The organism is Streptococcus mitis, from assembly GCF_003943905.1.
GTDB classification, from domain to species: domain Bacteria; phylum Bacillota; class Bacilli; order Lactobacillales; family Streptococcaceae; genus Streptococcus; species Streptococcus mitis_BC.
The window spans coordinates 263,106-276,816 of record NZ_RJNS01000003.1 but is presented as its reverse complement, the minus strand read 5'-3'; the positions used below and the strand labels follow the sequence as shown (position 1 = coordinate 276,816).

At 41.9% G+C, this 13,711-nt stretch carries 13 protein-coding genes and 1 pseudogene; all 14 read left to right on the top strand.

The window, feature by feature from the left end; translation table 11 throughout:
* Positions 1 to 9 precede the first annotated feature (9 nt).
* A pseudogene (locus D8854_RS09960) lies at positions 10 to 685 on the top strand (restriction endonuclease subunit S); the annotation flags it as partial.
* Positions 686 to 765: 80 nt separating this feature from the next.
* Positions 766 to 1,218, top strand: coding sequence for a restriction endonuclease subunit S (locus D8854_RS09955; RefSeq protein WP_260469231.1), 453 nt, complete (start codon positions 766 to 768; stop codon positions 1,216 to 1,218).
* 13 nt (positions 1,219 to 1,231) lie between these two features.
* Complete coding sequence (locus D8854_RS07225; protein WP_125450342.1) at positions 1,232 to 1,819, top strand: hypothetical protein; 588 nt, start codon at positions 1,232 to 1,234, stop codon at positions 1,817 to 1,819.
* Between the two features lie 38 nt (positions 1,820 to 1,857).
* On the top strand, positions 1,858 to 3,459 hold the full coding sequence (locus D8854_RS07220) for a type I restriction-modification system subunit M (protein ID WP_125450341.1): 1,602 nt from the start codon (positions 1,858 to 1,860) through the stop codon (positions 3,457 to 3,459).
* Positions 3,460 to 3,551: 92 nt separating this feature from the next.
* Entirely contained in the window at positions 3,552 to 3,956 is a 405-nt protein-coding gene (locus D8854_RS07215) for a YbgA family protein (protein ID WP_125450340.1), read from the top strand.
* Positions 3,940 to 4,305 carry a TIGR02328 family protein gene (locus D8854_RS07210; RefSeq protein WP_125450339.1) on the top strand — a complete coding sequence of 122 codons (366 nt, stop codon included), beginning with the start codon at positions 3,940 to 3,942 and terminating at the stop codon, positions 4,303 to 4,305. The genes D8854_RS07215 and D8854_RS07210 overlap by 17 nt, the downstream gene beginning before the upstream one ends.
* Before the next feature lie 155 nt (positions 4,306 to 4,460).
* The gene (locus tag D8854_RS07205) at positions 4,461 to 4,826 is read left to right on the top strand and encodes a type II toxin-antitoxin system RelE/ParE family toxin (protein ID WP_125450338.1); all 366 of its coding nucleotides are present in this window, start codon (positions 4,461 to 4,463) and stop codon (positions 4,824 to 4,826) included.
* Positions 4,816 to 5,109, top strand: coding sequence for a helix-turn-helix domain-containing protein (locus D8854_RS07200; RefSeq protein WP_061454301.1), 294 nt, complete (start codon positions 4,816 to 4,818; stop codon positions 5,107 to 5,109). Before D8854_RS07205 ends, D8854_RS07200 begins: the two co-directional genes overlap by 11 nt.
* A 352-nt stretch (positions 5,110 to 5,461) precedes the next feature.
* Positions 5,462 to 7,711 carry a 5-methyltetrahydropteroyltriglutamate--homocysteine S-methyltransferase gene (metE, locus tag D8854_RS07195; protein ID WP_125450337.1) on the top strand — a complete coding sequence of 750 codons (2,250 nt, stop codon included), beginning with the start codon at positions 5,462 to 5,464 and terminating at the stop codon, positions 7,709 to 7,711.
* A gap of 94 nt (positions 7,712 to 7,805) precedes the next feature.
* Positions 7,806 to 8,672, top strand: coding sequence for a methylenetetrahydrofolate reductase [NAD(P)H] (gene metF / locus D8854_RS07190; protein WP_049479138.1), 867 nt, complete (start codon positions 7,806 to 7,808; stop codon positions 8,670 to 8,672).
* Positions 8,673 to 9,212: 540 nt separating this feature from the next.
* Positions 9,213 to 11,426: a polyribonucleotide nucleotidyltransferase gene (gene pnp, locus D8854_RS07180; protein ID WP_125450336.1), complete on the top strand. Its 2,214-nt coding sequence runs from the start codon at positions 9,213 to 9,215 to the stop codon at positions 11,424 to 11,426.
* Between the two features lie 15 nt (positions 11,427 to 11,441).
* Positions 11,442 to 12,059 carry a serine O-acetyltransferase gene (cysE, locus tag D8854_RS07175; RefSeq protein ID WP_125416353.1) on the top strand — a complete coding sequence of 206 codons (618 nt, stop codon included), beginning with the start codon at positions 11,442 to 11,444 and terminating at the stop codon, positions 12,057 to 12,059.
* An 11-nt stretch (positions 12,060 to 12,070) separates the two neighbouring features.
* Positions 12,071 to 12,937 (top strand): GNAT family N-acetyltransferase, encoded by an 867-nt coding sequence (locus tag D8854_RS07170; protein WP_125416351.1) that lies wholly within the window; start codon positions 12,071 to 12,073, stop codon positions 12,935 to 12,937.
* A 4-nt stretch (positions 12,938 to 12,941) separates the two neighbouring features.
* Entirely contained in the window at positions 12,942 to 13,706 is a 765-nt protein-coding gene (locus D8854_RS07165; RefSeq protein WP_125416349.1) for a nucleoside phosphorylase, read from the top strand.
* Positions 13,707 to 13,711 lie beyond the last annotated feature (5 nt).

Genomic DNA, 13,711 nt, shown 5'->3' with positions numbered 1-13,711 from the left:
ATTAAGATTATGGGGAATAAATCCATTCCTAGAATTAGATTAGATGAATTTAATAATATTTGGACAAAATCTAAATTAGGAAAACTATACGAAGTCTATTCCGGAAACACTCCGTCACGTTCTGATAATAGAAATTATCAAAATGGAGAGATTCCATGGGTAAAAACAACAGATTTAAATAATTCTATAATACGTTCTAATGAGGAAAATATATCAGTATGTGGAGCATCAAAATTAAGAGTTTTACCTAAAAATTCAGTATTGATAGCAATGTACGGAGGATTTAATCAAATTGGAAGAACAGGGTTACTATCTTATCCTGCTACGATTAATCAAGCTCTAGCAGCTTTGGTGCCAGTCAATGAAATTGATCCAAATTTTCTGCTAAATTTTTTAAATTTTAAAAAAGAAAGTTGGAGAAATGTTGCAGCGAGTAGTAGAAAAGATCCTAACATTACAAAAAATGATGTAGAAAAATTTATAATATCTTTTCCATCTCTTCCCGAACAATCCGCCATCGGATCTCTTTTCCGTACCCTCGACGACCTTCTGGCTAGCTACAAGGACAATCTCGCTAACTACCAAGCTCTCAAGGCGACCATGCTCTCCAAAATGTTTCCCAAAGCTGGACAGACAGTCCCTGAGATTCGTTTGAGCGGATTTGAAGGTGATTGGGAGATAAAACGTGCAGATGAAATTTTTAAGTCAGTATCTAAGAAAAATAGGGCTTCATTACCTGTGCTGTAGGCTTCTCAAATTGATGGTATGGTTTTGAGAGATGAAATTGGTATTGATATTAAATATGATGAAGCTACTCTCAATAATTACAAGATAGTCAAACCAGGTCAATTTGTGATTCATTTACGTTCTTTTCAGGGAGGTTTTGCTTTATCTAAATTAGAAGGAATAACCTCTCCTGCATATACAATTATTGATTTTATTGATAAAGCAAATAACTTACCAGATTTTTGGAATTCAATTTTAACTTCAAGAGATTTTATAAAACGATTAGAGACAGTCACTTATGGAATTAGAGATGGGAAAAGTATCAGTTTTAAAGACTTTTCTAGTTTGAAATTTGTATTTCCAGAGTTCAAAGAACAACAAGCCATCGGTGCCTATTTCTCTAATCTCGATAATCTCATCAACTCTCACCAAGAAAAAATTTCTCAGCTAGAAACACTCAAAAAGAAACTCTTGCAGGATATGTTTATTTAAGGAGGAAAAGAATGTGAATGATTTATTTCAACACTTTGAGTTTACTCTGTTAGTTTATTCTGCTTTGTTTTCGCTTGTAGGTTCTTTTATAGGTTTTATATTACAAGTAATTGTTTCAAGTATTTTATCCAATAGAGGAAAAGTTAAGATTTATATCAAATCGGTTTATAATAAACTATCTGGCAGAGTTTGGGGATTCGAAGATTCAGTAAGCGAAATGTTTTTTTCAGTTCCTTTATGGATTGAAATACATAATACAACAGCCAAGAAACAAATTATTAGAAATCTAAATCTAGTCCTCTATAAGAATAATATCCAAGTTGCCAAAATGACTCAAATGAATTATTATGAAAAATCCAATCAGACATTTTTTTATGGCGAAAATGGAGCGTATTCATTTCTAGTTGATGCTTATGAAATAAAAAGATTTGATCTATATTTTGTTATTTATAAAAAAGAAGTTAACGATAATTTTGATGAGGTTAGGATATCGTATTATGATTCAAAAGATAAATACCATGAGTTTAAAATTTTTGAAATTTCTGAGCCATGGGTTGTATCTAAGAACAAGATTGATAATGATTGGAGACCTATAAATTAATATCAATTTCCTTGAAAATAAACTTAGAAAGAAACATTATGGAAACAACACAAACTTCCCAGTCGCTCTACCAAGCCCTGTGGAACTCAGCGGATGTTCTCCGCTCCAAGATGGATGCTAATGACTACAAGTCTTATCTCTTGGGAATGGTCTTTTACAAGTACCTGTCTGACAAGCTGCTCTTTTTCGTGGCGGAGACCATGGAGGAGGGGACAGATAGTCTGGAGGATGCCCTTGAGGTCTATCGCTCCTACTACGAGGATGCGGATACCCATGAGGACCTGTTATCAGTTATGAGCGACGAGCTCAACTATAGTATCAAGCCAGACCTGACTTTTACCGCTCTAGTAGCAAGGGTCAATGAGGGGACTTTCCAGCTGGAAGATCTAGCTCAAGGTTTTCGTGATATCGAGCAGAGCGACGACCTCTATGAAAATCTCTTTGAAGATATCGACCTCTACTCTAAAAAGCTAGGGGCAACTCCTCAAAAGCAAAACCAAACGGTGGCAGCAGTCATGAAGGAGTTAGCTGTGCTGGATGTAGCGGGTCATGCAGGCGATATGCTGGGGGATGCCTATGAGTATCTGATCGGTCAGTTTGCGACTGACTCGGGTAAGAAAGCTGGTGAGTTCTATACGCCTCAGCCTGTTGCCAAGCTCATGACGCAGATTGCCTTTTTAGGTCGTGAGGACCAGCAAGGTTTTACCATCTATGATGCGACCATGGGCTCTGGCTCTCTCTTGCTTAATGCCAAGAAATACTCTCATAAACCTCAGACAGTGGTCTACTTCGGTCAGGAACTCAATACCTCGACCTATAACCTAGCTCGGATGAACATGATTCTACACGGTGTTCCAGTTGAGAATCAATTCCTCCACAATGCTGATACACTGGATGAAGACTGGCCGACACAGGAACCGACCAACTTTGACGGTGTTCTCATGAACCCTCCATACTCTGCCAAGTGGTCAGCAAGCTCTGGCTTTCTGAATGACCCTCGTTTCTCTCCTTTTGGGAAACTGGCACCCCAGTCCAAGGCTGACTTTGCCTTCCTCTTGCATGGATATTATCACCTCAAGCAGGATAATGGGGTCATGGCTATCGTTCTTCCCCACGGTGTTCTTTTCCGAGGAAATGCGGAAGGGACCATTCGCAAGGCTTTGCTAGAAGAAGGGGCTATTGACATGGTTATCGGTCTACCTGCCAATATCTTCTTTAACACCAGCATTCCGACCACGGTAATCATTCTCAAAAAGAACCGCACCAATCGTGATGTCTACTTTATCGATGCCTCTAAGGAATTTGATAAGGGGAAAAACCAGAATATCATGACGGATGTTCATATCGAGAAGATTCTGGAAGCCTACAAGTCTCGTGAGGAGATTGATAAGTTTGCCCACCTAGCAAGCTATGAAGAGATTGTAGAAAATGACTATAACCTCAATATCCCTCGTTACGTAGATACCTTCGAGGAAGAAGAAATTGAACCACTGACAGATATCGTCAGCAAGATTAACGAGATAAATAAAGCTATCGAAAGCCAAACAGCTTCTTTACTTGAAATGTTGAACCAACTCCACGGAACTACATCAGAAGCCGATGCTGAACTCAAAGAGTTTTTGAAAAACTTTAAAGGGTGATGGGCTTAATTGATTCGCTCATAATTCGCTCATTTTTAAGATACAACTTTGTTTCCATATTTCCTGGAAACTGATAGAAAGTAAGGAGAAACATGGAACAAACTAACCAAAAATCCCAGTGTCAACAACTCTGGGCTAGAAACAAATACCTCGTTTTGAGCCATTCCAGCAATATTTACAATGAGATTCGCCAATACTTGAAGAATGAACAGGTGGAGCTGAGTCTGGTTCAAGAGATGATTGACCGTGCCTGTCAAATCCCAGAGCATAGGGGTCAGGTTTGCAATGCCTTTCAGCATATTTGGGGCTATTTCAAAAAGAAAGCGACAGATGCCGAGCGTAAGGACTATATGCTCTTACTGGATCGCTACCGCTTTGGTCAGGTTTCCAAGGAAGACTTGATTGCTAAAACTCGAGACTTGCTTGAACTCTATCCAAATAGCTACTTGCAACATTCGACTTTACTGAAAGGAGACTCCCATGAGACTTTGGCATGAGGCTTTGATTTCACAACTTCCCCGTCCCCAACTTTTGGGACAACATCGAGAGTGCTGTGCTCTGCGTGGCAATGGCTGGGGCAGAAAGCATGCGACGGTGGACTATGTCTTTACTCACTCGCCCTATCATCTCTATGCTTATCATCGCTTGATCATGAAGGAGATGGCTGACCGTGGCTACAATGTCAGTCCAGAGTGGCTGGACAAGAACTACCGTGGCAAGATCTGTCATCCTTATCAAGACTTGCCTGAGGAGAACCTAGGTAATCCCGTCTATAGTGAGCATGATGCAGGATACTATGAGGAGTGCCTGGCTAATCTCCGAGAGAAAGGCATTGAGCTGGAGTAAGAGTCAGGCTTAGCTCCACATTATAACTCTTCTCATAAATTTTTCGAATAATAAAGATGAGACCTTTAGAGTTTTTCTAAGGTCTTGTTTTATGAGTGTTAGGATTTACTTTTAATAACTTTTAAGTTATAATTAAATTGAAAAGAGGTTGCTTGGTGCATACGATTTACTTCTATAAGGACAAAAATGGAAATGAGCCAGTCTTAGATTATATGAGAGAATTGGCTAGAAAGAAGAGTAAGGACAGTCGCATCAAACTCAATAAACTAAACGACTATATCGAGTTGCTTAGTCAGCATGGGACTAGAGCAGGTGAACCCTATATCAAACATTTGGAAGATGAGATTTGGGAACTTCGACCGCTGAGAGGTAGAGTTTTATTTGTAGCGTGGCTTGATGGGAGTTTTGTTCTCTTGCATCATTTTGTCAAAAAGACTCAGAAAACTCCTAGGAGAGAAATTGAAAAAGCCAAGCGTGAACTGAAGGAAATAAAAGAAAGAGGGTTAAGTGATGAAGAATAGTGCCATTGGAAGTAATTGGAAGGATGTCCGATCTGAACTCTTTACCAAGGAGGAAATCCTTGAAAGTGATATGCGAGTGGCTATCATGAGTGAGTTGATTGAGGCTAGACATGAGCAAGGGATCAGTCAGAAAAAACTGGAAGAACTCAGTGGAGTGAGCCAGCCTGTTATAGCTAGAATGGAAACAGGAAAGACTAGTCCTCAGTTGGATACGGTATTGAAAGTTCTAGCCAGTTTAGGAAAGACACTAGCAGTCGTACCACTTGAACAGGAAAAAAGTTGATAGAGATGAGATTACTTGGTTTGCTAAAATCATCCACTGGATAATTTTACCTCCCGTCCGCACTTTTTCAGGGAAATATCAGAATTACAAAAGAAAACCAACCTATAGTCTTTTCTAATAGCAAGTCATAGTCACTGATGAGAATCATCAATAGCTCGTTTGAGCATTCTAACTAAAATACAGCAATGAAACAAGCAATACAAAGGATTTGAGAAGCTGGTCTCAAGTCTTTTTCTTTTGTTTAAAACAGTGGTATAGTTTCAAACTATATCAAAGCCTAATTATTTACAATTATACAGACAGTTTCTTTTCTGTTAAGATAGTTTCAACAACAAATTTTGGAGGACACATCATGTCAACTACAATCATCGGTTTCCCTCGTTTGGGTGAATTCCGCGAATTAAAATTTACAACTGAAAAATACTTTAGAAAAGAAATCTCAGAAGAAGAACTCTTAGCAGCGGCAAAAGAATTGCGCGCGAAACACTGGAACATTGTCAAAGAAAAAGGCATCACTGAAATCCCATCAAATGACTTTTCTCACTATGACAACTTCCTCGATGCAGCTTTCCTCTTCAACGTGGTGCCTGCATCTGTTCAAAACTTGGACTTGTCTGACCTTGAGCGCTATTTTGCTTTGGCGCGTGGTTACCAAGGTGAAAAAGGGGATGTTCGTGCCCTTCCGATGAAGAAATGGTTCAACACTAACTACCACTACATCGTTCCTAAGTTTGAAAAAGACACTCAAGTCAAATTGGCTGGTCACAAGATCTTCGATGAGTTCCAAGAAGCTAAAGAACTTGGTCTTAATACTCGTCCTGTCCTTGTAGGGCCATTCACTTTCCTTCAATTATCAGACTTTGAAGAAGGCGTGAAAGCAGAAGACTTCGTAGACAGCTTTGTCGCTGCTTACCAAGAAGTTTTTGCAAAATTGGCTGAACTTGGTGCGACTCGTATCCAATTGGACGAAGCTGCTCTTGTTAAAGACTTGACTGCTGAAGAAAAAGCTCTCTTCTTGAACCTCTACAACAAACTTTTGGCTGATAAAAAAGGTCTTGAAGTCTTGCTTCAAACTTACTTTGGTGATGTTCGTGACGTCTACTCTGACCTTGTGAACTTGCCAGTAGATGCCATCGGTCTTGACTTCGTTGAAGGTAAGAAAACTCTTGAACTTGTGAAAGGTGGTTTCCCAGCTGACAAGACTCTCTACGCAGGTATTGTCAATGGTAAGAACATCTGGCGTAACAACTACGAAAAGAGTTTAGCTGTTCTTGAGCAAATTCCAGCTGAAAACATCGTATTGACAAGCTCATGCTCACTTCTTCATGTGCCATTTACAACTGCTAACGAAGAATTTGAACCAGCTATCTTGAACCACTTTGCCTTTGCGGTTGAAAAATTGGAAGAACTTCGTGACTTGGATGCTATCCGCAATGGTCAAGGCGCAGAAGCTCTTGCAGCTAACAAAGAACTCTTTGCGACTGAACGTGTGGGTGAAAATGCAGAACTTCGTGCGCGCATTGCAGGATTGACAGACGCTGACTACACTCGTTTGCCTGCCTTTGCAGAACGTGAAGCTATCCAAGAAGAAGCCTTCAAACTTCCAGCTCTTCCAACAACGACTATCGGTTCATTCCCTCAAACTAAGGAAGTCCGTGCCAAACGTTTGGCCTTCCGTAAGGGTGAATTGTCACAAGAAGAATACGATGCCTTCCTTGCTGAAACTATCGACGAATGGATCAAATGGCAAGAAGAAGTTGGATTTGACGTGCTTGTACATGGTGAGTTCGAGCGTAACGACATGGTTGAGTACTTCGGTCAAAACTTGTCAGGTTACCTCTTCTCTAAGAATGGTTGGGTACAATCATACGGTATGCGTGGGGTGAAACCACCAATCATCTGGGGTGACGTCACACGTCTCAACCCAATCACTGTGAAATGGTCTAGCTACGCACAAAGCCGTACTGACAAACCTGTTAAAGGTATGTTGACTGGACCTGTTACCATCCTCAACTGGTCATTCCCGCGTGAAGACATCTCTATCAAGGATTCTACTCTTCAAATCGCCCTTGCTATCAAGGATGAAGTTCTTGACCTTGAAGCTGCTGGTGTGAAAATCATTCAAATCGACGAGGCTGCTCTTCGTGAGAAATTGCCACTCCGTCGTAGCGACTGGTACGAAGATTACCTTGACTGGGCAATCCCTGCCTTCCGCTTGGTACACTCTACAGTAGCGCCAGATACACAAATCCACACTCACATGTGTTACTCAGAATTTACAGATATCATCCCAGCTATTGACAATATGGATGCGGACGTTATTTCCTTTGAAGCCAGCCGTTCAAACCTTGAAATCTTGGACGAACTCAAAGCGAAAAACTTCCAAACAGAAGTGGGACCTGGGGTTTACGATATCCACTCACCTCGTGTGCCAAACGAAGGCGAAATCGACCACACCATCGAAGCTATCCTTGCCAAAGTACCAAGCAAGAAAGTTTGGATTAACCCTGACTGTGGTTTGAAAACACGTGGTATCCCAGAAACAAAAGAAAGCTTGATCCGCCTTGTCGAAGCAGCCAAAGCTGCGCGTGAGAAATTGTAAGATAAGATTTCTCTCTTGACCCTGACTGATCAAGGAATAGCTTGGCCCTAGCCGGCTCAGCAATAATGAAATCAAAAAGAAAAGGATAATGACTATGTCACGCCAAACGCCGTCACTTTCATTTGAAGTGTTCCCTCCAAACCCAGCAGTGGGTAATGATAAAATTATTTCAGCCCTGCAGGATATGCGGGAGTTGACACCGCACTTTATCAGTGTGACCGCCAGCAATAATAAATTTAATATCAAGGAAACAACGGTTCGTTTGGCTGACTTTATCCAGAATGATTTGGCGATTCCAACTATTGCCCACTTGCCAGCTATCTATCTGACCAAGGAGAAGGTTGCAGAGACACTTGCGGACTTGGACAAGGTTGGTGTGCGAAAAATCTTAGCTCTACGTGGGGACATCATTCCTGATGTGGAACCGCAAAAGGATTTCCGCTACGCAACAGACTTGATTGAGTTCATCAAGGAACAAGCCCCTCACTTTGATATTGTCGGAGCTTGCTACCCGGAGGGACACCCTGATTCGCCAAACCAGATCTCGGATATTCAAAATCTCAAGAAGAAAGTGGATGCAGGTTGCTCAAGTCTCGTAACGCAACTTTTCTTTGATAATGAGCGTTTCTATGATTTCCAAGATAAGTGTACCTTGGCAGGGATTGATGTTCCTATTCATGCAGGGATTATGCCAATTCTTAACCGTAACCAAGCGCTTCGTCTCTTGAAAACGTGTGAGAATATCCACCTTCCACGTAAATTTAAGGCCATCTTGGACAAGTATGAGCATGACCCTGAGTCGCTCAGAGCAGCAGGACTTGCCTACGCAGTGGATCAAATCGTGGACTTGGTCACTCAGGATGTCGCAGGTGTGCATCTCTACACCATGAACAATGCTGAAACAGCCAAATACATCCACCAAGCAACCCATGCCTTGTTTAATCATCAGTCTTTAGGATAATCGATTCTTTTAGCACTTCGTCTAAAGTGGTTAGGCCGCAGCAAATCTTCGATTTCATGGCTAAACTGCAAGCCTTGGTCTTTCAGTTTGCCTGTAACGTTAGCGAGACTAACCTTACTTTAACCACTGAGACGACAGCTTGTCATTTACTTGCTTTTTAATGAAAAATGACAGTTGTGAGAGCTAAAGAATTCGCTAAATAAAATAAACAACAAACCATTCCTCTTTTCATGGGGGAATGGTTCCTTTTTAATAGAAAAGCCCGCACTTTTTAAGAAAAATATGATAAAATAGACTCTGTACGTACTTGATACAAAGATGAGGGTATTTAAGTTATTAAGGTTGCAAAAACTCAACTTTAAATGTCCAAAATATCTTGAGTAACTGAACACGCCTACAACTCTATGGAAAAAGATAAATCTATCTAGGAGCAGTCGCTCCGTCGTTCGATTTCCTATTTTCCTTTGAGTTGCTTAACGGCTTAGTATCTTGATCTTTGTAGGCAAGGCGTATAATTTCATCAATCCAAAGGGGATTAAAATGACAAAACAAGTGTTTCAAACGACTTTTGCGGGTCGTGAGTTAATCGTAGAGACTGGTCAGGTTGCTAAGCAAGCAAATGGCTCTGTTGTCGTGCGTTATGGTGAGTCAACTGTCTTGACTGCGGCCGTTATGTCTAAGAAGATGGCAACTGGGGATTTCTTCCCACTTCAAGTCAACTACGAAGAAAAAATGTATGCGGCTGGGAAGTTTCCTGGTGGCTTTATGAAACGTGAAGGACGTCCTTCAACAGATGCGACTTTGACAGCGCGTTTGATTGACCGTCCGATCCGTCCTATGTTTGCGGAAGGTTTCCGTAACGAAGTACAAGTAATCAATACAGTGCTTTCATACGATGAGAATGCGTCTGCTCCAATGGCGGCTATGTTTGGTTCATCCTTGGCACTTTCTATCTCAGATATTCCGTTTGACGGACCTATTGCTGGGGTACAAGTGGGCTATGTAGATGGCCAAATCATCATCAACCCGACACAAGAACAAGCAGAGCGTTCGCTTCTTGAATTGACAGTTGCAGGTACCAAGCACGCTATCAACATGGTTGAGTCTGGTGCCAAAGAATTGTCAGAAGAAATCATGTTGGAAGCTCTTCTGAAAGGACACGAAGCTGTCAAAGAATTGATTGCCTTCCAAGAAGAAATCGTTACTGCGGTCGGTAAGGAAAAAGCAGAAGTGGAATTGCTTCATGTGGATGCTGACTTGCAAGCTGAAATCATCGCAGCCTACAACAGCGACCTCCAAAAAGCGGTCCAAGTTGAAGAAAAATTGGCTCGTGAAGCTGCAACTCAAGCAGTTAAAGACCAAGTGACTGCGGTGTATGAAGAAAAATATGCGGACCACGAAGAATTTGACCGTATCATGCGTGATGTGGCTGAAATCTTGGAACAAATGGAACACGCTGAAGTGCGCCGTTTGATTACAGAAGACAAGGTGCGTCCTGATGGGCGTAAGGTCGATGAGATCCGTCCTTTAGATGCGCAGGTTGACTATCTTCCTCGTGTACATGGTTCTGGCCTTTTTACTCGTGGGCAAACTCAAGCTCTTTCAGTCTTGACCTTGGCTCCGATGGGAGAAACTCAAATCATCGATGGTTTGGACCCAGAGTACAAGAAACGCTTTATGCACCACTATAACTTCCCTCAATACTCTGTAGGGGAAACTGGTCGTTACGGAGCCCCTGGTCGTCGTGAAATTGGTCACGGTGCTCTTGGTGAGCGTGCTCTTGCTCAAGTCTTGCCAAGCTTGGAAGAATTTCCATACGCTATCCGCTTGGTAGCAGAAGTCTTGGAATCAAATGGTTCTTCTTCTCAAGCCTCTATCTGTGCGGGTACTCTTGCCCTTATGGCTGGTGGTGTGCCAATCAAGGCGCCAGTAGCTGGTATTGCAATGGGACTTATCTCAGATGGAAATAACTATACAGTATTGACAGATATTCAAGGTTTGGAAGACCACTTTGGAGACATGGACTTTAAGGTTGCAGGTACTCGCGACGGGATTACAGCCCTTCAAATGGATATCAAGATCCAAGGGATTACTGCAGAAATCTTGACAGAAGCCCTTGCTCAAGCCAAGAAAGCACGTTTTGAAATCCTTGATGTGATCGAAGCTACTATTCCAGAAGTGCGTCCAGAATTGGCTCCAACTGCTCCGAAAATTGATACTATCAAGATTGATGTGGACAAGATTAAGATTGTCATCGGTAAGGGTGGAGAAACCATCGACAAGATCATCGCTGAAACAGGCGTTAAGATTGATATCGACGAAGAAGGAAATGTGTCTATCTACTCTAGCGACCAAGATGCCATTAACCGTGCCAAAGAAATTATTGCTGGTTTGGTTCGTGAAGCTAAGGTGGACGAAGTTTACCATGCCAAAGTTGTTCGTATCGAGAAATTTGGTGCCTTTGTCAACCTCTTTGACAAGACAGATGCCCTCGTTCACATTTCGGAAATGGCTTGGACACGTACCAATAATGTCGAAGATTTGGTGGCTATTGGAGACGAAGTCGATGTCAAAGTTATCAAGATTGACGAAAAAGGACGTGTAGATGCTTCTATGAAAGCTCTTCTTCCTCGTCCACCAAAACCAGAACACGATGAAAAAGGTGAAAAGGCTGAACGTCCTCACCGCCCACGTCATCAAAAGGACCACAAACCTAAGAAAGAAGTTACAGAAACACCAAAAGATTCAGAATAAGAAAAGGAGAAATGTATGGGATGGTGGCGCGAAACCATTGATATTGTAAAAGAAAATGATCCAGCGGCGCGCACCACTTTGGAGGTTCTACTGACTTATCCAGGTGTCAAGGCCTTAGCGGCTCACCGTCTCTCGCATTTTCTCTGGAAGCACGGCTTCAAACTCCTGGCTCGGATGCACAGTCAGTTTTGGCGCTTTTGGACCCAAATCGAGATTCATCCGGGTGCCCAGATTGACTCAGGTGTTTTTATCGACCATGGTTCAGGTCTGGTGATTGGAGAGACGGCGATTGTTGAAAAAGGCGTTCTTCTCTATCACGGAGTGACTCTCGGTGGGACAGGGAAAGACTGTGGCAAACGCCATCCGACTGTGCGTAAAGGAGCTCTCATATCGGCCCATGCCCAAGTTATCGGGCCAGTAGAAATCGGTGAAAATGCCAAAGTCGGTGCAGCAGCAGTTGTCGTGGCAGATGTACCTAGTGATGTAACAGTTGTCGGTATTCCGGCTAAGATCGTCCGCGTTCATGGACAGAAGGATGAGCCTATCATCCACGAAGTCGAAGAAAAACGAGAGTACTACGTCAATAAACTCGAGCAGGCTAAAGAAGCCAGTCACAGATCGTCGGGGTTGTAGAGGATACCTATATGATTCAAGCAAGAAATAAGTTGAGCCAAGAAGAGTTATTTGAAGCGAAAAAACTAATTGACTGTTGCCAAGCCTATGATGGAACTTATCGTGATCCCTATCTTTCTAACATGCTTAATTTTGACCCAAACATGCCCGCCTTTTTCCTTTATTATGAAAAAGGCGAACTTGTTGGTCTATTAACTGTCTATGCTGATGACCAAGATGTGGAAGTGACGATACTGGTTCATCCAAATCATCGCCGTCAGGGAATTGCGCGTGCTTTGTTTACGAGTTTTGAGAAAGAAACGGCTTCTTTCCCTATTCGTTCAGTTACTTTTCAGACAGAACGTATTTTTCTAGAGCGTCATCCTGATTTTGTCAGCAACTGGGGATTGGTCGAGGATGAAGATACAGAAACCTGGTTAGGTAAGGATAGAAGACCTTATCCGTTAACAAAACTTTCCAATCTTGAAGTTTTGTTAGCAGATAGTTCATATCAGGAGCAAATTAGCCAGTTAAAATTTCAGGCATTTTCAGAGGAGCATGAATTGAGAGAAGTTGTGGATAGATATGTCGCCGAAGCTCTGAAGGATCCAGAAAGTCGTCTATATATTTTATTAAAAGACGGTCAGGTTATTGGAACTTGTACGGTAGATTTATCGACTAATACAAATTACCTCTATGGTTTGGTAATATCGGAACCTGAACGTGGAAAAGGCTATGGAAGCTACTTCGTAAAATCTCTTATCAACCAACTGATTGAGCAAAATGATAAGGAATTTCAGATTGCAGTAGAGGACAGCAACGTAGGTGCCAAGCGCTTGTATGAAAAAATCGGCTTTGTCAAACAGACACAGGTAGTTTATCTGAATGAGAAAGAGTAGAAAAATGCTATTAGAAGAATTCGAAAATGTACCTGCTGTTATCGAACCAACTGATCGAAGTATTCGTGGTGGTGGAGAAATCTGTGACACGATTATTTTATCTTTTAATGGAGAAATCGTTGAACGAGTAAAGCAGTTTGAAGATATTTACGAAGGTGGCTATCTAACCAATCTAAATGGCAGACTTCCATGGTATATCTATGAAAAAGATGGGAGAAAGGTAGCAGTTGCTATAGCTACGATTGGAGCCCCAATGGTTGTAGGTCTCTTAGAAGAACTCAAAGCAAGAGGATTTAAGAACTTTATTGTTTTGGGTTCTTGCGGAGTTCTAGATCAGTCTATTCAGGCAGATAAGATTATCCTACCAAGTTCAGCTCTACGTGATGAAGGTACAAGTTACCATTACGCTCCTCCAAGTGATGAGATAGCTTATGATGAAACTTTGCTCTTAACTATGGAAGGAGCCTTGAACAAATCTTGCATCGAGCATATCCGCACCAAGTCTTGGACGACTGATGCCTTTTATCGGGAAACGCCTGATAAGATCAAGCGTCGCTTGGCTGCCGGTGCCCAAGTGGTGGACATGGAAGCTTCAGCTATCATGGCTTGGAGCCAATTTCGCAAGACCAAGGTCTATCAATTCTTCTACACAGCTGACTATGTGGATCATCATAACCGAACCTGGGATGCCCGCCATGAAGATCGGACAGCTGATGCCATGACTTTTTTCACTATCGCTTTGACAATAGCAAAGGAACTAGAAAGGTAACTACA